This window comes from Streptomyces sp. NPDC100445 (genome assembly GCF_044759735.1).
GTDB lineage: Bacteria > Actinomycetota > Actinomycetes > Streptomycetales > Streptomycetaceae > Streptomyces.
Genome location: NZ_JBIVZV010000003.1, coordinates 228,393 through 248,153, shown reverse-complemented (window position 1 = coordinate 248,153; position 19,761 = coordinate 228,393). Strand labels below are relative to the sequence as shown.

Genomic DNA, 19,761 nt, shown 5'->3' with positions numbered 1-19,761 from the left:
AGCCGTTGTCGGTCTTTGCCGTTAGCCTGGCGCGACGCACTCGCATTCGGGATGGGGGACGGTCGTAACGCATGGCCAGGGAATTCCAACGCGGCCACAAGGCCAGGATCAGTGACCTCACGGCGGGCACGGATCTGTACGTAGGCGTGCAGATCTCCGCCCCCGGACTGTCCTTCGACATCAGCTGCTTCGGTCTGGACGCCGACGAGCGTCTCTCCGACGACCGGTACTTCGTCTTCTTCAACCAGCCGAAGTCCCCCGAGGAGTCCGTCCAGCTGCTGGGCGCCCAGGCGGGCGACACGGAGTCGTTCCGGGTCACGCTCGACCGCGTCCCCGCGCACATCCGGAAGCTGTCATTCACGGCGACCGTCGACGGCACCGGACAGATGTCGCAGGTCGGGCCCGGTCATCTGCGGATCGTGGCCGGTGGTGAGGAGGTCGCGCGGTACTCCTTCAGCGGTGCGGAGTTCTCCACCGAGCGGGCCGTGATGCTCGGTGACTTCTACTTCAAGGACGGGTGGCGGTTCGCCGCTGTCGGGCAGGGCTTCGACGGCGGGCTGGAGGCGCTGCTGAAGAACTTCGGCGGCGAGGTGGCCGAGGAGGAGGCCCCCGCCGCCCCGGAGCAGCCGCAGCCCGAACCGCAGCAGCGGCCGGGCGCGACACCCGGCTTCGCACCGCCCGCCCAGACCACGCCCCCGCCCGTGTTCGGCGCCCCCGCCGCTCCCGCCCATGCCGCTCCCGCGCGGGCCTTCCAGCCCGCCCCGGCACCCGTCGCGCAGGGCTTCGCCCCGCCGCCCGGCCACACCCCGCCCCCCTCGCCGGCGCCCGCGCCGAACATGCACGGCGCGCCCACGGTCATCGCCCCGATGACCCCGCCCGCCGTGGGCAGCGTCCCACCGCCGGCCCCCGCACCCGCGCCCTACGGCCGGCCGCCGCAGCAGCCGTCGTACGGCGGCGCGCCCGGCGCGCCGCTGCCCCCGGGCTACGGCGGCCAGCCGGCCCCGCCCATGCCGCCCGGCTACGGCCAGGTCCCCGGCCAGCCGGGCGGGCCCTACGGGGTGCCGCAGGGCGCGCCGGGGGGCGCCGCCGGGGTGACGGCCGCCCTCCAGGCGTTCAAGGAGACGCCCACCGGGCAGCGCTGGACGCAGCAGAACAAGAAGCTGATCCGCGTCGACCTCGGCATCGGTGGCCAGCCCGTGCTGGCCCGGCAGGGCAGCATGGTGCTCTACCAGGGCAAGGTCGACTTCGGCTACAAGGGCGCCGGTTTCGCGGGGCGGATCGTCGGCAACGCCACCGGCCAGGAGATGCAGCTGATGCGCTGCACCGGCCAGGGCCAGGTCTTCCTCGCCGACAACTCCACCCACCTGCACCCCGTCGAGCTCCAGGGCGACGCCATCTGCGTGTCGGCGGAGAACGTGCTGGCCTTCGACGAGAGCCTCCAGTACGAGGTCCGGCGCGTCGAGGGCCACGGCATCCCGGGCGGTGCCCTCTTCACCATGCAGTTCCAGGGCACCGGCACGATCGTCGTCAAGACGCACGGCACGCCCGTGGTGCTGCCGGTCACCCCCACCACCTTCGCCGACTGCAACGCCGTCGTCGCCTGGTCGGCGGCCGCCCAGGTCATCGTCTCCAGCCAGGTCCGGATGCGCCGCAACGCCTACCCGGGCGACACCGGCGAGAGCGTCAACCTCCAGTTCCGGGGCGCCCCCGGCAACTTCATCGTCGTCCAGCCGTACGAGGTCTGAGGGAGCCCGTCATGAACCAGCCGCTCGCGGGCTTCGCCCCCGCACCCGTCACCGCCCGCATGGAGAACCACGGCAATCACATGCTGAAGGTGGCCCTCCAGACCGGGAACGACCTCCTCGCGCGCGTGGGGTCCATGGTCGCCTACGAGGGCTTCGTCCAGTACGAGCCGAACCCGCCGGCCGTCCGCCAGATCGCCCGCGACTGGGTCACCGGTGAGGGGGCGCCGCTGATGAAGTGCTCCGGCGACGGCCTGCTCTACCTCGCCGACTACGGCGCCGACGTCGTCGTGATCAACCTCGACGGCGACGGCATCTCCGTCAACGCCACCAACCTCCTCGCCTTCGACGCGCACCTCACCTGGGGGGTCGAGCGGGTGAAGGGGCTCGCCAAGTTCGCCGGACAGGGCCTGTGGAACACCAGGATCTCCGGGCAGGGCTGGGTCGCGCTGACCTCCCGTGGCAAGCCGATCGTCGTGGACTGCGGCGGCGGCGAGGACGAGACGTACGTCGACCCGGACGCGCTCGTCGCCTGGTCGCCGAACCTGAAGGTGAAGGGCAAGCGCAGCTTCAAGGCGCAGTCACTGATCGGCCGTGGCAGCGGCGAGGCCTACCAGATGGCCTTCTCCGGCCAGGGCATCGTCGTCGTCCAGCCCAGCGAGGACAGCACCGACCGGCTTCGGTTCCGGGGCTGAAGGGGGAGTCGGAGAAAGCCATGCAGAGTCCGCTTTTCGCGCACAACGATTCCCAGACGCGGGAACGCTGGAGCCTTCAGAACACCCAGATGCTCCGGGTCACCATGGAGGGCCACGACGACATCCTCGCCCGCAAGGGCACCATGGTCGCCTACCAGGGCCTGGTCGAGTTCGACGCCGAGTACCGGCCGGGCGGCCAGGCACGCGCGCGGGCGTTCACCGGCGAGGGCCTGGACCTGATGCGCTGCCACGGGCAGGGCACCGTCTACCTGGCCAACCTCGCCCAGCACGTCCACGTCATGGACGTGGAGCAGGACGGGCTGACCGTCGACAGCTCCTACGTGCTGGCCATGGACTCCTCGCTGCACCACGAGGTCATCGCCGTCGACAGCCTCTACGGCATCTCCGGCTCCGGGAAGTACCAGCTCAACATCACCGGACGCGGCAAGGTCGCCCTGATGACGTCGGGGGCGCCGCTGCTGATGCGGGTCACACCCGACACGTACGTCAACTGTGACGCCGACGCGATCGTGGCCTGGTCGACCGGGCTGCGCGTGCAGATGCAGGCGCAGACGCACTCCTCCGGGGTGTGGCGCCGGCGCGGCAGCACGGGGGAGGGCTGGGAGCTGAGCTTCATGGGGTCCGGGTTCGCGCTCGTGCAGCCCAGCGAGCTGCTGCCGCCGCAGAACGCCCAGATCGGACAGGGCCTGGCCGCCCAGTTCGGCATGGGACAGCAGGGGGCGCGCGGCCAGAACCAGGGGAACGTCTGGAGCTGAGCCGCGGCCGGCGCCGGGGGTGGCCGCCGTGGCGGTCACCCCCGTGCCGCCGTCAGAGCCTGGCGCGGGCGGCGTCCAGCAGGCGTACGACCGACTCGTCCGCCACACCCGCCACCTCGTCGTAGGCGTACCAGCGCAGATCGAGCGACTCGTCGCTGATCTCGTGCACCGCGCCGGGCGGGGCCAGCACCGCGTACTGGACGTCGTAGTGCCAGTGGCACGGCGCGGGGATCGGGTGCCGGTCCAGGCGCACCGGGCCGCCCGGCAGCGGCGTCAGCCCGGCGATGCCGGACTCCTCGGCCGCCTCCCGCAGGGCCGCTTCCCGCAGCGTGGCGTCACCCGGTTCGCAGTGGCCGCCCATCTGGAGCCACATCCGCAGCTTCCGGTGCAGGGTGAGCAGCACCCGGCCTTGCTCGGGGTCGATCACCAGGGCGCTGGCCGTGACGTGGCCCGCGTGGCAGGCCTTCCACATGCCGTCCGGATGCGCCGCGAGGTGGTCCAGGTAGGCCTGGCGCAGCTCGGGCTGGCCCTCGTACCCCTTCAGGACGAGGACCGCGTCGTCGTACAGGCTCACCGGCCGTCGTCGCCCTTGCTCTCGTCGTCCTTGCCGCCGTCCCCCGCGTCACCGTCCTTCTTGCGCAGGTCGGGGCCGCCCGTCGCGCCGTGCGCGGCCTCGCCGAGCATCTTGTCCAGCTCCGAGAAGTCCAGCTGCTCGCGGTGGACGAAGCCGTCCGGGTCGTCCAGGTCGGTCGCGGTCGGCAGCATGTCCGGGTGCGCCCACAGGCCGTCCCGGCCGTCCACACCGCGCGCGTCCGTGAGCGAGGCCCACAGGCGGGAGGCGTCCCGCAGTCGGCGCGGACGCAGCTCCAGGCCGATCAGCGTGGCGAACGTCTGCTCCGCCGGCCCACCGGTGGCCCGGCGGCGGCGCAGCGTCTCGCGCAGGGCGTCGGCGGACGACAGACGCGGCTTCGCGGCCGCGTGGACCACCGCGTCCACCCAGCCCTCGACGAGCGCCAGAGCGGTCTCCAGACGGGCCAGCGCCGCCTTCTGCTCGGGCGTGTCCTCCGGCTGGAACATGCCCTGCTGGAGCGCGTCCTGAAGCTGCTCGGGGTTCTGCGGGTCGAACTGGCCGACCACGTCCTCCAGCTTCGCCGTGTCGACCTTGATGCCGCGCGCGTAACCGTCGACCGCGCCGAACAGGTGCGAGCGCAGCCACGGCACGTGCGCGAACAGGCGCTGGTGGGCGGCCTCCCGCAGGGCCAGATACAGCCGCACCTCCTCCTGCGGCACCCCCAGGTCCTTGCCGAACGCCTCCACGTTGGCCGGGAGCAGGGCGGCCCGGCCGGACGGCCCCAGCGGCAGGCCGATGTCGGTCGAACCGACGACCTCGCCCGCCAGCACACCGACGGCCTGCCCGATCTGCGTGCCGAACATGGCACCGCCCATCGAGCGCATCATGCCGATCAGCGGGCCCGCCATGGCCTGCATCTCCTCCGGCAGGACATCGCCCATGGCCGCGCCGACCCGCTCGGCGACCGGGTCCACCAGCTCCTTCCAGGCGGGCAGGGTCGCCTCGACCCACTCCGCGCGCGACCAGGCCACCGCCGACGCGGAACCCGACGGGAGCGACGTGGCGTCGTCCAGCCACAGGTCGGCCAGGCGGACGGCCTCCTCGACCGCCCGGCGCTCGGCCGGACCCACACTGGCGTCCTTCGTGCCGTCCGGCGTGCCCTGGGAGACCGTCTGGCGGGCGATCTGCTTGGCCATGTCCCAGTTCACCGGGCCGCCCTCGTACGAGAGCATCTGGCCCAGCTGCTGGAAGGCAGCGCCCAGGTCGGTGGGGTTCAGGGAACCGAACATGGCCGCGAGCGGGTTGTCGGCGCCGGGGCCGCCGAACCCGCCGGCTCCGGGCAGGTCACCGAAACCGAACGGACTGCCCGGCCCCTGCCCACCACCGCTCTGCTGGTCCTTCTTCTTGCCCTCGTCGCCGTCCTCCGGCTCCTCCGGCGGAAGGCCGAAACCGAATGGGGTGTCACTCACAGGATTCCTCGGCTGGTAAGGCCACCGGTTTCGCTCCGGCGGCGCGGCTGCCCGACACCACCCAGCGTAGACACCCGAACCCGATCGGGCCTCGGTGCTTGGCCCACGGAAGGCCTGCGGCAGGATGGATGCACCTGGTACGTACGCGTCAGTCGCGCCCGTACTGAAGACAACCGCTGGAGACGCCCGGTGAGTTCCCCAGATCCGCAGGTTCGCGCAGCGCGAAACCCCTCAACCCCTCCCGCCGTGCGCGGGCCCGTCGTCGCGGTGACCGGCGCCGCCGGCGGGGTCGGTGCCCTGCTCACCGAGCGGCTCGCCGCGTCCGGGGAGATCAGACAGGTCCTCGCCATCGACGAGCGGCGCGGCGAGTGCGCCGACGCGCAGTGGCACATCCTCGACGTCCGTGACCCCGCGGTCGCGGACAAGCTGCGCGGTGCCGACGTGGTGGTCCACCTCGCCCTCGACATCGATCTGGAGACCGATCCGGCGGCGCGCACGGCTTACAACGTCCGGGGGACGCAGACCGTCCTGACCGCCGCCGCGGCGGCCGGGGTGCACCGGGTGGTGTTGTGCACCTCGGCGATGGTCTACGGCGCGCTGCCGGAGAACGAGCTGCCGCTGTCGGAGGACGCCGAGCTGCGGGCCACCGCGGAGGCGACCGGGGTCGGGGACCTGCTGGAGATCGAGCGGCTGGCCCGGCGCGCCCCGCGCGCGCATCCGGGGCTGAACGTCACCGTGGTACGGCCGGCCGTCCTCGTCGGCGGTACCGACACCGCGCTGACCAGGTACTTCGAGTCGCCGCGGCTGCTCGTCGTCGCCGGGTCGCGGCCCGCGTGGCAGTTCTGCCACGTCGAGGACCTGTGCAGCGCCCTGGAGTACGCCGTCCTGGAGAAGGTCGACGGGGAGCTGGCCGTCGGCTGCGACGGGTGGCTGGAGCAGGAGGAGGTCGAGGAGCTGAGCGGGATCCGGCGGATGGAGCTGCCGTCGGCGGTCGCGCTCGGCGCGGCGGCCCGGCTGCACCGGATCGGGCTCACCCCGTCCCCGGCGGGCGACCTGGCGTACACGATGTACCCCTGGGTGGTCAGCGGGAGCCGGCTGCACGACGCCGGGTGGCGGCCCAGGTGGACCAACGAGGAGGTGCTCGCGGAGCTCCTGGCGGAGGTGTCCGGGCGGCACACGGTGGCCGGACGGCGCCTGGGACGCAAGGACGCGACGGCCGCGGGCGCCGCGGGGGCGACGGTGGCGCTGCTCGGCGCGGCGGCGGTCGTACGCCGGGCCCGCAAGGCCCGCCGCCGCGTGTGAACGCCGGCCCCCTCCGGCCGGCGTCCCCCGCCGCCTGACCTGGGCGGCACGGCCAGGGCACGTGGTCCGGCCGGCAGTCGCCTGCGCGCGCCGGTTCGTGCCCGGCGCCGGGTGCCGCGGCATGGGGCCGATCGGCGGTCCCTGCCCCTGGTCCGGGCCGCAGTGCCCGACCACGTGGGTTCCGTGCCGGTCGGCACGGGCCTGCTGCCGTCGGCGCGGGCACGGTCCCGGGACGGTCGCCCTCGGCCTGCGATGAGCCCGGCGCTCCGGGCGAAGCCGGGCGCCGCCGGTGCGTGCACCCGGCGCCCGATGCCCTGGAGGCGCCCAGGCGCCGGCATGGCGGCCTCACCGGATACACGTACCGGCGGGGCAAGGCCCGAGACGCCCACGCGATCGGGATCAGCGGCGGGCCGGCGTGCGCCGGGGTGAGCCGGGCAACGCCGCTAGCGGGTCCTTACCACCGGAGTACGGGCTGGCCACGCACAGGTCCGGGCCGCTGCCCCTGCCGCCGGTCGTCCCTGTGCCGGCCCGTGCCCGTCCCCGGCCGTCCCTCCCCGGTGCTGTAGGAGCATCCAAGGTCGTCCGTGGCCGTGACGGGTGAATCTCGTATTTCCCGATGCCGGACGGGTGCGGCACGATGGGGCCATGGCGCACACGAACGACCATCCGGGTGAGCAGGCCGCCCCGGACCCCATCAGGCTGATCGGCATCCGGGAGACCGCCCTCTCCGTGGACGAGGTGTTCCGGGCCGTCGGGGACGACGCGGCCGGGGGCATCGCGCTGTTCGTGGGAACCGTGCGCAACCACGACGGGGGCGCCGACGTGGACGCCCTCGGCTACTCGTGCCACCCCACCGCGGAGGCGGAGATGCGGCGGATCGCGGAGAAGGTCGTCGCCGGCCACCCCGTGCGGGCGCTGGCCGCCGTCCACCGGGTGGGCGACCTCAGGGTCGGGGATCTCGCCGTCGTCGTCGCCGTGGCCTGCCCGCACCGGGCGGAGGCCTTCGACGCGTGCCGGCAACTGATCGACGACCTCAAGCACGAGGTGCCGATCTGGAAGCACCAGAGTTTCTCGGACGGCACCGAGGAGTGGGTCGGCGCCTGCTGACCCCGTTCGGCGGCGGCCGGTCCCCCGATCGCCGCCACGTCCGGCGCATCCGGTTGCGTAACCGGCACCCCGGCGTGAGCGTTGTGTCTGCGGAAGGTTAATCTGCTGATCAGTCAGTTGCGGACGCTCATGGGTACGTACGGAGGTCGGCATGGCGGTCCTTGTCTGGCTGCTGATCCCGCTGGTGGCCGCGGTGGGCGGCGGCCTGTGGGGCAGTTGGGCCAATCGGACGCGCAAGGCGCGCGGTGACGGTCCCGAGCTGGACGGATACGCCCGGTTCCGCGAGGCGATGGAGCGGTCCCACACGGGTGCCGGCAAGGCCTGACAGGGGTGCCCTGACGGTGCGCCGACAGGACTGTCCCGTACTGTCGTGACATGCCACGCCGCACCGCGACGATGCTCGCCTCCACCCTGATGCTGATCGCGCTCCTGTGCGCGGGAGTGCTCATCCCCGTGCCGTACGCGGAGATGTCTCCCGGCCCGACCGTGAACACGCTCGGAGAGCACGACGGCGAGCCGGTGCTCCAGATCTCCGGTCACACCACCTACCCGACGGACGGTCATCTGAACATGACCACCGTCCGGGTCACCAGCGCCGACTACCGGATGAACCTGGTGGAGGCCGTCCACGGCTGGCTGTCCCGCGACAGCAAGATCGTCCCGCACGACACGCTCTACCCGGACGGCAAGACGGAGGAGCAGTCGACCCAGGAGAACGCCGAGGAGTTCAGCCAGTCCCAGGAGAGCGCCAAGGTCGCCGCCCTGAAGAAGCTGGGCGTCCCGGTGCGGTCCTGGGTGATCGTCTCCACCGTCGTCAAGGGCTCCCCGGCGGAGGGCAGGCTGCATGCCGGTGACGTGATCAAGGCGGTCGACGGTACGGCGGTGAAGCAGCCGGCCGACGTCGCCAAGCTCGTGACCAAGCACAAGCCGGGCCAGGACGTCGTCTTCACGGTCGTCCCCGCCAAGGAGCAGGCCGCCGCCGAGAAGGCGCACCGGACGGCGGACGTGAAGCGGGACGTCACCCTCACGACCGCGACGTCCGCCGACGGCGGCACCAAGCGGGCCATCGTCGGGATCTCCGCGGGGACCGACCACACCTTCCCGTTCACCATCGACATCAAGCTCGCCGACGTCGGCGGCCCGAGCGCCGGTCTGATGTTCGCGCTCGGGATCTACGACAAGCTCACCCCGGGGAGCCTCACCGGCGGCACGTTCGTCGCCGGCACCGGCACCATCGACGACAACGGCACGGTCGGCCCGATCGGCGGCGTCGAGATGAAGACCGTCGGCGCGCGCGACAGGGGCGCGCGGTACTTCCTGACGCCCGCCGACAACTGCGCGGCCGCCGCCAAGGACGCCCCCGGCGGACTCACCCTGGTGAAGGTCAGGACGATCGGGGACGCGCTGGAGGCGCTGAAGGACATCCGCGGCAAGGACACCGCCGCGCTGCCCAGGTGCACCGCCAAGGGCTGAGCGGGCCCGGCCGTAGGCAGGGGGCGCCCCGTGGTCACACGGGCGCCCCTTCGCCGTACCGCGCGCGGGGCGTCAGTCCGCGAACGTCGCCACCAGCGCCTCCGCCAGGCCCGGCACCAGGTCCGGCCCGGTGAGGACCTCCGTCGGGGAGTCCTTCTCGCGCAGGCGCAGCGCCGACTCACGGCCGCCGTCGCGCAGCACCGCCACCGTCATGCGCACCTCCTGGCGCTCCGGGTGCTGGGCCACCCACCTGGTCAGCCCGGCCTCGTCCAGGCCGGAGGGGACCTGGGCCTCCGCGGACGGCGGCAGCATCAGCCGCTCCACCGTGAGCGCGCAGCCGACGACGGCGTCGGGCCAGGCGATGGTGCCGAGGAACTCGTCCAGCGGCTTGCCGGACGGGATCTCGTCCTGCTCGATCGGGGTGAGACCGGTGGTCTCGGGCTCGTCCTGGAGGCCCAGCTGGGCCGCGAGCGTCGGTTCCTGAACCCGCAGCCGTGCGGTGTCGACGAGGGCGAAGAGGCGGGCGGGCTGGTCCCAGCCGAGGCCGGAGGCGTACTCGTCGATCTCGAGTACGGCCCGGGTCAGCGGGCTCGCTGCCATGGGAGTGTTGGACATGGTCACAATCCTGCCTCGTTCCCGGCCGGAATCGGGAACCGAGTAAGCCGTGAGTAAGTTGCATAGGTGTGGGCCCACGATCACGGGGGGCCACGGAGGGCCCGCGATCACGGGGGCCTGACGGATCGACAGCGACTTCGAGGTGCGCACCTTGGCATTCCAGATGCCCGACCGCGGCGGAGGCCCGACGGGGCCGCGGATGAGAGCGGGCCGCCCGTCCCGGCGTGTCCGGACCCTCCTCATGACCCTGGGCGTCCTCGCCGTCCTCGGCATGGCGTTCACCATGTTCGCGGGTTTCTGGACGGACTGGCTGTGGTACCGGTCGGTGCACTACTCGTCCGTGTTCACCACCACCCTGTGGACGAAGATCGGGCTGTTCTTCGTCTTCGGTCTGCTGATGGCGGTCGCGGTCGGGGTGAACATCTGGCTCGCGCACCGGCTGCGGCCCCCGCTCAGCGCCATGTCCATGGAGCAGCAGAGCCTCGACCGCTACCGGATGGGCATCGCGCCGTACAAGACGTGGCTGCTGCTCGCGGTGACCGCGCTCGTCGGGCTGATCGCCGGCGCGTCCGCGGCGGGCCAGTGGCGGACGTGGCTGATGTGGGTCAACGGCGTGCCCTTCCACCAGAAGGACCCGCAGTTCCACCTCGACGTCTCCTTCTACGCCTTCGACCTGCCCTGGTACCGGTTCCTGCTGGGCTTCGGCTTCGCCGCCGCCATCCTGTGCCTGATCGCCGCCGCGCTGACCCACTACCTGTACGGCGGGCTGCGGGTCACCAGCCCGGGTACGCGGGCCACCGCCGCCGCGACCGGGCACCTGTCGGTGCTGCTCGGCATCTTCGTGGCGCTGAAGGCGGTGGCCTACTGGCTCGACCGGTACGGCCTCGCCGTGAAGTCCAGCGACTTCAAGGCGACGGACAACTGGACAGGTCTGCGCTACGTCGACGCCAACGCCTACCTGCCGGCCAAGACGATCTTGTTCTGCATCGCCGTCATCTGCGCGCTGCTGTTCTTCGCCACCCTGTGGCGGCGCACCTGGCAGCTGCCGGTCATCGGGTTCGGCCTGATGGTCCTGTCGGCGATCCTGATCGGCGGGCTGTACCCGGCGATCGTGCAGAAGTTCCAGGTCCAGCCGAACGAGCAGGCCAAGGAGGCGCCGTACGTCCAGAAGAACCTGAAGGCGACCCGCGAGGCGTACGACATCGACGACACCAAGGTCACCGAGTACCCGGGCACGTCCACCACCCAGGACAAGACCGAGCTGCGCGACGACGCCAACGACGCGGCCAGCATCCGCATCCTGGACCCGAACATCGTCTCGCCGACGTTCCAGGTCCTCCAGCAGATGAAGAACTACTACGGGTTCCCGACCAACCTGGACGTCGACCGGTACCCCACCAAGGACGGCAAGGAGCAGGACACCGTCCTCGGACTGCGTGAACTGAACCTCGACGGTGTCCCCAAGAACAACTGGATCAACGACCACTTCCGCTACACGCACGGCTACGGCGTGGTCGCCGCCAAGGGCACCGAGGCGAACAGTAACGGCGAACCGGTCTTCACCGAGCACGACCTCCCGTCCCGGGGCGATCTAGGGACCTACCAGCAGCGGGTCTACTACGGCGAGAAGACCACCGCCTACTCCATCGTCGGCGGTCCCCAGAAGGAGATCGACTACTCCGACAACGACGGGGAGAAGACGACCAGTTACCGGGGCGGCAGCGGGGTCAACCTCGACAACCCGGTGAACCGGGCCGCGTACGCGGTGGCGTTCAACGAGCCGCAGATCCTCTACTCGGGCGCCATCGGCAAGGGTTCGCGGATCCTGTACAACCGCACCCCCAAGGAGCGGGTCGAGGCGGTCGCCCCCTGGCTGACCATCGACGGCGACGCCTACCCGGCGGTCGTCAACCACCACATCCAGTGGATCGTCGACGCGTACACCACGACGAACGGCTATCCGTACGCCTCCCGTACGACCCTCGGTGACACGACGGCCGACTCGCTGACCGCGACGAACAACTCGCGCGCGGTGGTGGCCCAGCAGAACCAGGTCAACTACATCCGCAACTCGGTGAAGGCGACCGTCGACGCGTACACCGGCGACGTCAAGCTCTACGAGTGGGACACCAAGGACCCCGTCCTGAAGACCTGGATGAAGGCCTTCCCCGGCACGGTGAAGCCCAAGGGCGCCATCTCCCAGGATCTGCTGCACCACCTGCGCTACCCGCAGGACCTGTTCAAGGTGCAGCGCGAGCTGCTCACCCGCTACCACGTGACGGACGCGCAGACGTTCCTCACCGGCAGTGAGGTGTGGCAGGTACCCGACGATCCGACCAACAAGTCGGGCAACGCGGTGCCGCCGTACTACCTGAGCATGAGGATGCCCGACCAGAGCCGGCAGGCGTTCTCGCTGTCCACGACGTTCACGCCCAACGGCCGGTACAACCTCAGCGCGTTCATGTCGGTCGACGCGGAGGCGGGCAGCAGCGAGTACGGCAAGATCCGACTGCTGAAACTGCCGACCAGCACGACCGTCGACGGCCCCAAACAGGTGCAGAGCCAGTTCAACTCCCAGCAGGACATCGCCGCCGCGATCAAACTCCTCAAGGGTGGCGACTCCGACATCGAGTACGGCAACCTGCTGACCGTGCCGCTCGACGGCGGCCTGCTCTACGTGGAGCCCGTCTACGTGCGCGGCAACGGACTGAAGTACCCGCTGCTGCGCAAGGTGCTGGTCACCTACGAGGGCCGGACCGCCTTCGAGAACACGCTCCAGGGGGCGCTCGACAAGGTCTTCGGCGCGAAGAGTACGGGCAGCAGGCCGCCGGACACCGGTACCGCCAACCCGCCCGACACCGCCGACCCCACCGTGAAGCAGGCGCTCCAGGACGCCCAGAAGGCCTTCGACGCCGGACAGCAGGCACTGAAGGACGGACCGGACTGGGGGGCGTACGCCACAGCGCAGAAGGATCTGAGGGACGCGCTGAAGCGGGCCGAGGAGGCACAGTCCAAGGCCGCCGGTGACAACGGCAAGAACGGCGGGAGCAGCGGCGAGAAGAACGGCAAGAACGGCGGCTGATCGAGCGACCCCCGCGCCGTGGTACGGTTGACCTGCAACGGCGCGGGGTGGAGCAGCTCGGTAGCTCGCTGGGCTCATAACCCAGAGGTCGCAGGTTCAAATCCTGTCCCCGCTACTGCATCGAAGGCCCGGATCCCATCAGGGATCCGGGCCTTCGTGGTGTGTGAACCCGGATACGGGGGCAGAGAAACCGCCGCGCCGCCGTGGGGAGTTGGGCGGTATGTGTTTGACTTGTCTCCCTGTGGGCATGTCGACAAAACGCTGAAGTGACCTTACGGGTTGCGGTATACCGGGTGTACCCAGGTTGCGGGTGGTGCGACGATGGACGTTATGGGGGACAAGGGAACTCTGTTCGAGACAGGGCGATTTGTGCAGCCTTCCGGTGCTGAACCGGCCCGCGACGAGCTGGGCGACATGGGGGAAGCCGCGGAGGAGACCCGCCTCGCGCTCGCCGCGCAGAACGGCGACGCCGAGGCCTCCAGCGTCCTCGGAGCCATGCTGCTGCGCCGCGGCGACCTCGACGCGGCCGAACCCCACCTGCGCGCCGCCACCGCGACCGGTGACCGCGCCGCCGCCAACAACCTGGGCGTCCTGCTGCACCAGCGCGGCTACGCCGACGAGGCCGCCGGCTGGTGGCGGATCGCCGCCGTGGCCGGCTCCGCGGCCGCCGCGCACGCCCTCGGCCGCCACCACCGCGAGCGCGGCGACGAACCGGCCGCCGAGTACTGGCTGCGCCAGTCCGCCGAACAGGGCCACGTCCTCGGGGCCTACGCCCTCGCCGACCTGCTGGAGCACCGCGGGGACATCGGCGCCGCGCACTGGATGCGCGCCGCCGCGGAACGCGGGCACCGGGAGGCCGCCTACCGGCTGGCGCGCGCGCTGGACCGTACGGCCGGGCACGGCGAGGAGGGGGCCGCCGACAACGCTGTCGCGGAGGCCGAGCAGTGGTACCGGCAGGCCGCCGCGCGCGGCCACCGGCGGGCCGCGTTGCACCTCGGAGCGATCCTGGAGAAGCGCGGGGACCTCAAGGAGGCCGGGCGCTGGTACCTGACCTCGGCCAAGGACGGTGAACCGCAGGCCGCCTGCGCGCTCGGCTTCCTGCTGCGGGACGCCGGGGACACCGACAGCGCCGCCGTGTGGTGGCTGCGCGCCGCCCAGGACGGCGACGGCAACGCCGCCAACGCGCTCGGCGCGCTGCACGCCGAACGCGGCGAGACCCAGACCGCGGAACGCTGGTACCGGGCCGCGCTGGACGCCGGCGACGACAACGGCGCGTACAACCTGGGGCTCCTCTGCGCCGAACAGGGACGGACCGCGCAGGCCGAGCAGTGGTACCGGCGGGCCGCCTACGCCGGTCACCGGGAGGCCGCGAACGCCCTCGCCATCCTGCTGCTGCGCGGCGGCGACACGACCGGGGCCGAACCGTGGTTCTCCAAGGCCGCCGAGGCCGGCAGCGTCGACGCCGCGTTCAACCTCGGCATCCTCTACGCCGGGCGCGACGAGGACGTCATGGCGCTGCGCTGGTACGAGCGCGCGGCCGCCGCCGGTCACGCCGAGGCCGCGCTCCAGGTCGGCATCGCCCGGCTGCGCGACGGGGACGAGCAGGAGGCCGAGCGGCACCTGCGCTGCGCGGCGGGCGGCGGCAGCGCGGAGGGCGCGTACCGGCTGGCCGCCCTGCTCGACGCGCGTCGGCCGCTGGAGCCCGCGCACGAGCTGGGGGAGATCGTCCACGAGAAGACCGAGTGCGAGGAGTGGTACGAGCGCGCGGCGTCCCAGGGGCACCGGCGGGCGCAGGTGCGGGTCGGCATGCTCGCGGCGGCACGGGGCGATGTCGTGGAGGCGGCGCGGTGGTACCGGGCGGCGGCCGAGGCCGGGTCGCGCAACGGCGCGTTCAACCTCGGGCTGCTGCTCGCCCGCGAGGGCAGCGAGCCGGAGGCCGCGGTCTGGTGGACCCGCGCCGCGAACGCCGGGCACGGACGGGCGGCCCTTCGGCTGGCCCTTGTCTACGCGCGTCGCGGGGAGCTGGCGGAGGGCCAGAAGTGGGCCGACCGGGCCGTCGCCCTGGGGCCGACAGAGGTCGCCGAACGGGCGGGCCGGCTGCGGGACGCCCTGAGGGAGGAACTCTCCGCCTGACGCGCCGCCCCGGTTGGGCAGGGGGCGGGCGGGGAGCGCCCGTGGTGTGCCGCGCGTACGTCCGCCAGTCTTGGTGCGGTCGCGGGCGCTGGTGCCTCCCCCCGGCACCGGCACCCGTACATCTCGGGGGAGCGCCGGGCGCCGGTGGCGGGAGGTGTCCCGAGGGGTTCGCGGGGAGGGATTTGCCTCGTGGGGGTCGGGTCGCGTAGTGTCATATTCATCGACGCGGGGTGGAGCAGCTCGGTAGCTCGCTGGGCTCATAACCCAGAGGTCGCAGGTTCAAATCCTGTCCCCGCTACTGCCAGCCGAGGGCCGGAATCCAGAAATGGGTTCCGGCCCTCGGTGTTTTCCCGGACGGACGAGAAGCCCCGGTGCCCGTGCGGGCACCGGGGCTGCTCGGGATCGTCTCGTCAGATGCCGGAGCACTGGGGGCACAGGCCCCGGTACGTCACCTCGACGTCCGACACCGTGAAGCCGAAGCGCTCGGAGTCGGGGAGGTCGGCGAGCGGGTTGCCCGTCGGGTGGACGTCACGGATCGAGCCGCACCGGGCGCAGACCAGGTGATGGTGCGGCTGGTGCGCGTTCGGGTCGTACCGCTTGGCGCGCTTGTCCGTCGTGACTTCCAGCACCTCGCCGAGGCTGACCAGCTCGCCCAGCGTGTTGTACACGGTCGCCCGGGAGATCTCGGGCAGCTTCGCGACGGCCCGGGCGTGGACCTCGTCGGCCGTCAGATGGACGTGCTCGCCGTTCAGGACCTCGGCCACCACGCGTCGCTGCGAGGTCATCCGCCATCCGCGTCCACGCAGCCGTTCCAGTAGGTCGCTCATGGCCACCAGCCTAACAGGAAACCGGACCAGGTCGGGAATAGGTGTGACTTTGGAACACCGCTTGACTTAGACAAAGTCCATTGTAGGATCGAGCCTGGCTTTGGTTACAGGACAGGACGAGTCAGAGATGACGCAGCAGGAGGCGCACGTGACGCAGGGACCGCTCACCACGGAGGCCGGCGCCCCGGTCGCCGACAACCAGAACAGCGAGACGGCGGGCGTCGGCGGGCCGGTCCTCGTCCAGGACCAGCTGCTGCTGGAGAAGCTCGCGCACTTCAACCGGGAGCGCATCCCGGAGCGCGTGGTGCACGCCCGCGGCGCCGGCGCCTACGGCACCTTCACGGTGACCGCCGACGTCACGCCGTACACCCGGGCCGCCTTCCTCTCCGAGGTAGGCAAGGAGACCGAGGTCTTCCTGCGGTTCTCGACCGTGGCCGGAAACCTCGGCGCGCCGGACGCCGTCCGCGACCCCCGCGGCTTCTCGCTGAAGTTCTACACCGAGGAGGGCAACTACGACCTCGTCGGCAACAACACCCCGGTGTTCTTCATCCGGGACGCGATCAAGTTCCCCGACTTCATCCACACCCAGAAGCGCGACCCGTACACGGGCAGCCAGGAGCCGGACAACGTCTGGGACTTCTGGAGCCTGTCGCCGGAGTCCACGCACCAGGTGACCTGGCTGTTCGGCGACCGGGGCATCCCGGCGTCGTACCGTCACATGGACGGCTTCGGCTCGCACACCTTCCAGTGGAACAACGAGGCCGGCGAGGTCTTCTGGGTCAAGTACCACTTCAAGACCGACCAGGGGATCAAGACCCTCACCGCCGGGGAGGCGGAGGTCCTCGCGGGCCGTGACCCCGACTCCCACCAGCGCGACCTGCGGGAGGCGATCGAGCGCGGCGAGTTCCCCAGCTGGACCGTGGGCGTGCAGATCATGCCCGCGGCGGACGCGGCGACCTACCGCTTCAACCCGTTCGACCTGACCAAGGTGTGGCCGCACGCGGACTACCCGGTCATCGAGATCGGCCGGCTGGAGCTCAACCGCAACCCGCGGAACGTCTTCGCCGAGGTCGAGCAGTCGATCTTCTCCCCGGCGCACTTCGTGCCGGGCATCGGCCCCTCGCCCGACAAGATGCTCCAGGGCCGGCTGTTCGCGTACGGCGACGCCCACCGCTACCGCGTCGGCATCAACGCCGACCACCTGCCGGTGAACCGTCCGCACGCCACCGAGGCGCGCACCAACTCCCGTGACGGCCAGCTGTACGACGGCCGGCACGGCGGTGCGAAGAACTACGAGCCCAACAGCTTCGGCGGGCCGCAGCAGACCGGCCGCCCGCTGTGGCAGCCGTTCGACGGCTTCAGCGCCGGCACCGGTGACCACCCCACGCCGGTGCACGCCGAGGACAACGACTTCGTGCAGGCTGGCAACCTCTACCGGCTGATGACGGAGGAGGAGAAGGAGCGCCTGGTCGCCAACCTGGCCGGCGCGATCTCCCAGGTCTCGCGCCAGGACATCGCCGACCGCGCCATCGGCAACTTCCGCAACGCCGACGCCGACTTCGGCAAGCGGCTGGACGCCGCGGTGCAGGCACTGCGCGGCTGAACCGGCCGCCCCTCGCGGCCGGAGCGGGCCGGACCCCAGGTGCTCGGGGTCCGGCCCGCTTCGCGTGCTCAGCGTGCCGGGGCGGGCTCTAGGTCCGGCACCCAGCAACGGATGATGTCGCGCACCGAGACGATGCCGGCCACCTCGCCCTGGTCCAGGACGACCAGGTGCCGGAACCCGCCGTGGGCCATGGCGCGGGCCGCCTCCTCCAGTGTCCAGGTGGGGGTGGCGAAGACGACGTCGGTGGTGGTGTGGGCGTGGATCCGTTCGGTGTCCGGGTCCTGGCCGAGACCGACGGAGTTCAGGATGTCGCGTTCGGTGAGGATGCCGACGCCGCCGGCGTCCGGGTCGAGGACCACGGCCGCGCCTATGCGGCGCGCCGACATCAGGACTGCTGCCTGGCGGAGGGTGTGGGCGGGGCCGAGGGTGAGAATCACCGTGCTCATGGCGTCACGGACGAGCATGAAGGGGCCACCTCCTGAGGGTTCCCCGCCTGTTGTCACGCCCGGCACCGATGGCGCCCGTACGGCGCTGCACAAGTTCACAAGTGGGGGTGGACCCAGAGTGCCAGGCAAAGGGAGGGTCAACAAGGGGGCGCGCGACGCCCTTCGACGGCGTGCGCGCGCTTTACCCGTGTGTCAGGAGCGCTCCGCGAGATACCCCAGCAGCTCGTCGTGGAGCAGGCCGTTGGACGCCGCCGCGTTGCCGCTGTGCGGGCCCGGCCGGCCGTCGAGGCCGGTGAAGGAACCGCCCGCCTCCGTCACGATGACCGCGGTGGCGGCCATGTCCCACAGGGACAGCTCCGGCTCGGCGCACATGTCGACGGAGCCCTCGGCGACCATCATGTACGGCCAGAAGTCGCCGTACGCGCGCGTGCGCCACACCTGGCGGGTGAGGTCCAGGAAGCCGCCCAGACGGCCCTGCTCCTCCCAGCCGGTCAGCGAGGAGTACGCGAACGAGGCGTCCGCCAGCCCGCCGACCCGGGAGACGTGGATACGGGAAGCGGAGGTGAGGCTGCGGCCGGTGAAGGCGCCGTGGCCCTTCGCGGCCCACCAGCGGCGGCCGAGGGCGGGGGCGGAGACGAGGCCGACGACCGGCTCGTAGCCGCCCTCACCCGCCTCCATCAGGGCGATGAGTGTCGCCCACACCGGGACACCCCGGATGTAGTTCTTGGTCCCGTCGATGGGGTCCACCACCCAGCGGCGGGGGCCGGTGCCCTCGACGCCGTACTCCTCGCCGAGGACGGCGTCCCTCGGGCGGGCGCGCGCGAGCCGGCTGCGGATGACTTCCTCCGCCTCCTTGTCGGCTTCGCTCACCGGGGTCATGTCGGGCTTCGTCTCCACCTTGAGGTCGAGAGCCTTGAATCGGGCCGTGGTGGCGGCGTCGGCCGCGTCCGCGAGGACGTGGGCGAGTCCGAGGTCGTCGAGATAGTCCGGCATGTGACGAACGGTAGCTGCCGGGTGGGCGCGGGGGCCACCAGGGACTTCGGCGACACGGTCGCGCCGCCCGGGTGCGGCCGGATGCCGCGCCCACCCGAGCCGCACGGGTGACACCCGGCGCCCGGTCCCGCCGCACCGCCGGCCGCGGCAGGCGTCCTTACCGGCCGTTCCGGTGAGCGGACCCGGCGCCCGGCCGTGCCACCGCCCCGGCGGCGGTGGTGGGCTTCCCGGGGTCACCGTCCCGGTGGCGCACGGCCCACCAGCTCGGCCGTACCTCACCCCCAGGCTCCGCCACCCCTGCGGTCGTGGTGCCCCCACCTGCGGTGGGCACCCTGGTACTGCCGTCCCGGTGACCGTGCCCCGCTTCCCGGCTCCGCCGTCCCGCGGCTGCCGTCTGCTTTCCGGCTCCGCCGGCCGGTGACGGTGCCTCGCCCCGACCGCGACGCCCGTTGGCCGAGGTCCACCGCTCCGCCCGCCGCCCGCCGCCCGCCGCCCGGCGGCCGAAGCGCGTCCCGCGCTCCGCCGCCTCGCGCCGAAGCCCGCCTCCCGGCCCCGGCCGCTTGCGGCGGATCACCGCCACCCCCGGCCTGTGTCGTTCCCGCGGCGGAGCTCCCGGCGACCCGCCCCGGCTCGCGCCGATTCCGCGGCCGGCCCGGCCGCTTGCGGCGGATCGCCGCCGCCCCCGGACCTGCGTCGTTCCCCCGGTGGAGCTCCGGGCGACCCGCCCCGGCTCTCGCCGATCCCGCGGCCGAGCTGGGAGGCGGGCTCCGCCGCCTCGCGCCGAAGCCCGCCTCCCGGCCCCGGCCGCTTGCGGCGAATCACCGCCACCTCCGGCCTGCGTCGTTCCCGCGGCGGAGCTCCCGGCGACCCGTCCCGGCTCTCGCCGATTCCGCGGTCGAGCCCGGACCTCCGGGTCCTCGCCGCCCC

General features: G+C 72.1%; 16 protein-coding genes and 2 tRNA genes. 12 read left to right on the top strand and 6 right to left on the bottom strand.

Features of this window, described 5'->3' with window-relative positions:
• Positions 1 to 71: 71 nt before the first annotated feature.
• From ACIQVT_RS10115 to ACIQVT_RS10105, 3 genes are read left to right on the top strand one after another with little or no spacing between them, the layout of a single operon-like run.
• Positions 72 to 1,745, top strand: a complete 1,674-nt coding sequence (locus ACIQVT_RS10115; RefSeq protein WP_403750277.1) for a TerD family protein — start codon at positions 72 to 74, stop codon at positions 1,743 to 1,745.
• An 11-nt stretch (positions 1,746 to 1,756) separates the two neighbouring features.
• Positions 1,757 to 2,437 (top strand): AIM24 family protein, encoded by a 681-nt coding sequence (locus ACIQVT_RS10110; protein WP_403750275.1) that lies wholly within the window; start codon positions 1,757 to 1,759, stop codon positions 2,435 to 2,437.
• 20 nt (positions 2,438 to 2,457) lie between these two features.
• Complete coding sequence (locus ACIQVT_RS10105) at positions 2,458 to 3,213, top strand: AIM24 family protein (protein ID WP_403750272.1); 756 nt, start codon at positions 2,458 to 2,460, stop codon at positions 3,211 to 3,213.
• A 52-nt stretch (positions 3,214 to 3,265) separates the two neighbouring features.
• On the opposite strand, the gene ACIQVT_RS10100 is transcribed toward ACIQVT_RS10105, so the two are convergent.
• Together ACIQVT_RS10100 and ACIQVT_RS10095 are read right to left on the bottom strand one after the other, a co-directional pair.
• Complete coding sequence (locus ACIQVT_RS10100; RefSeq protein ID WP_403750269.1) at positions 3,266 to 3,787, bottom strand: NUDIX hydrolase; 522 nt, start codon at positions 3,785 to 3,787, stop codon at positions 3,266 to 3,268.
• A complete protein-coding gene (locus ACIQVT_RS10095) occupies positions 3,784 to 5,253 on the bottom strand; it encodes a zinc-dependent metalloprotease (RefSeq protein WP_403750266.1) in 1,470 nt (489 codons plus the stop codon). Before ACIQVT_RS10095 ends, ACIQVT_RS10100 begins: the two co-directional genes overlap by 4 nt.
• Positions 5,254 to 5,442: 189 nt before the next feature.
• Here ACIQVT_RS10095 and ACIQVT_RS10090 point away from each other — a divergent pair, with 189 nt between their 5' ends.
• The 4 genes from ACIQVT_RS10090 to ACIQVT_RS10075 all read left to right on the top strand — a co-directional run bounded on the left by ACIQVT_RS10090 (position 5,443) and on the right by ACIQVT_RS10075 (position 9,135).
• A complete protein-coding gene (locus ACIQVT_RS10090) occupies positions 5,443 to 6,555 on the top strand; it encodes an SDR family oxidoreductase (protein WP_403750264.1) in 1,113 nt (370 codons plus the stop codon).
• 645 nt (positions 6,556 to 7,200) lie between these two features.
• On the top strand, positions 7,201 to 7,662 hold the full coding sequence (locus tag ACIQVT_RS10085) for a molybdenum cofactor biosynthesis protein MoaE (RefSeq protein ID WP_403750262.1): 462 nt from the start codon (positions 7,201 to 7,203) through the stop codon (positions 7,660 to 7,662).
• Between the two features lie 151 nt (positions 7,663 to 7,813).
• Positions 7,814 to 7,987 carry a hypothetical protein gene (locus tag ACIQVT_RS10080; protein WP_403750259.1) on the top strand — a complete coding sequence of 58 codons (174 nt, stop codon included), beginning with the start codon at positions 7,814 to 7,816 and terminating at the stop codon, positions 7,985 to 7,987.
• A gap of 50 nt (positions 7,988 to 8,037) precedes the next feature.
• On the top strand, positions 8,038 to 9,135 hold the full coding sequence (locus ACIQVT_RS10075; protein ID WP_403750257.1) for a PDZ domain-containing protein: 1,098 nt from the start codon (positions 8,038 to 8,040) through the stop codon (positions 9,133 to 9,135).
• A 72-nt stretch (positions 9,136 to 9,207) separates the two neighbouring features.
• Here the strand turns inward: ACIQVT_RS10075 and ACIQVT_RS10070 are convergent, their stop codons facing one another.
• Positions 9,208 to 9,750: a PPA1309 family protein gene (locus ACIQVT_RS10070; RefSeq protein ID WP_403750254.1), complete on the bottom strand. Its 543-nt coding sequence runs from the start codon at positions 9,748 to 9,750 to the stop codon at positions 9,208 to 9,210.
• A 163-nt stretch (positions 9,751 to 9,913) separates the two neighbouring features.
• Between ACIQVT_RS10070 and ACIQVT_RS10065 the strand changes: the two genes are divergently transcribed.
• From ACIQVT_RS10065 to ACIQVT_RS10050, 4 genes are all read left to right on the top strand, one after another.
• On the top strand, positions 9,914 to 12,832 hold the full coding sequence (locus ACIQVT_RS10065; RefSeq protein ID WP_403750929.1) for a UPF0182 family protein: 2,919 nt from the start codon (positions 9,914 to 9,916) through the stop codon (positions 12,830 to 12,832).
• A 41-nt stretch (positions 12,833 to 12,873) separates the two neighbouring features.
• Positions 12,874 to 12,947: transfer RNA gene (locus ACIQVT_RS10060), tRNA-Met, on the top strand.
• 206 nt (positions 12,948 to 13,153) lie between these two features.
• The gene (locus tag ACIQVT_RS10055; RefSeq protein ID WP_403750251.1) at positions 13,154 to 14,965 is read left to right on the top strand and encodes a tetratricopeptide repeat protein; all 1,812 of its coding nucleotides are present in this window, start codon (positions 13,154 to 13,156) and stop codon (positions 14,963 to 14,965) included.
• A 224-nt stretch (positions 14,966 to 15,189) separates the two neighbouring features.
• A tRNA-Met gene (locus tag ACIQVT_RS10050) sits at positions 15,190 to 15,263 on the top strand.
• A gap of 112 nt (positions 15,264 to 15,375) precedes the next feature.
• On the opposite strand, the gene ACIQVT_RS10045 is transcribed toward ACIQVT_RS10050, so the two are convergent.
• The gene (locus ACIQVT_RS10045; RefSeq protein WP_403750248.1) at positions 15,376 to 15,792 is read right to left on the bottom strand and encodes a Fur family transcriptional regulator; all 417 of its coding nucleotides are present in this window, start codon (positions 15,790 to 15,792) and stop codon (positions 15,376 to 15,378) included.
• Positions 15,793 to 15,940: 148 nt separating this feature from the next.
• On the opposite strand from ACIQVT_RS10045, the gene ACIQVT_RS10040 reads away from it, so the two are divergent.
• Positions 15,941 to 17,395, top strand: a complete 1,455-nt coding sequence (locus tag ACIQVT_RS10040; protein WP_403750927.1) for a catalase — start codon at positions 15,941 to 15,943, stop codon at positions 17,393 to 17,395.
• Positions 17,396 to 17,463: 68 nt separating this feature from the next.
• Here the strand turns inward: ACIQVT_RS10040 and ACIQVT_RS10035 are convergent, their stop codons facing one another.
• Both ACIQVT_RS10035 and hisN read right to left on the bottom strand, forming a co-directional pair.
• Positions 17,464 to 17,859, bottom strand: a complete 396-nt coding sequence (locus tag ACIQVT_RS10035) for a cyclic nucleotide-binding/CBS domain-containing protein (RefSeq protein WP_403750245.1) — start codon at positions 17,857 to 17,859, stop codon at positions 17,464 to 17,466.
• Positions 17,860 to 18,033: 174 nt separating this feature from the next.
• Positions 18,034 to 18,834, bottom strand: a complete 801-nt coding sequence (gene hisN, locus ACIQVT_RS10030; RefSeq protein ID WP_403750242.1) for a histidinol-phosphatase — start codon at positions 18,832 to 18,834, stop codon at positions 18,034 to 18,036.
• Positions 18,835 to 19,761 lie beyond the last annotated feature (927 nt).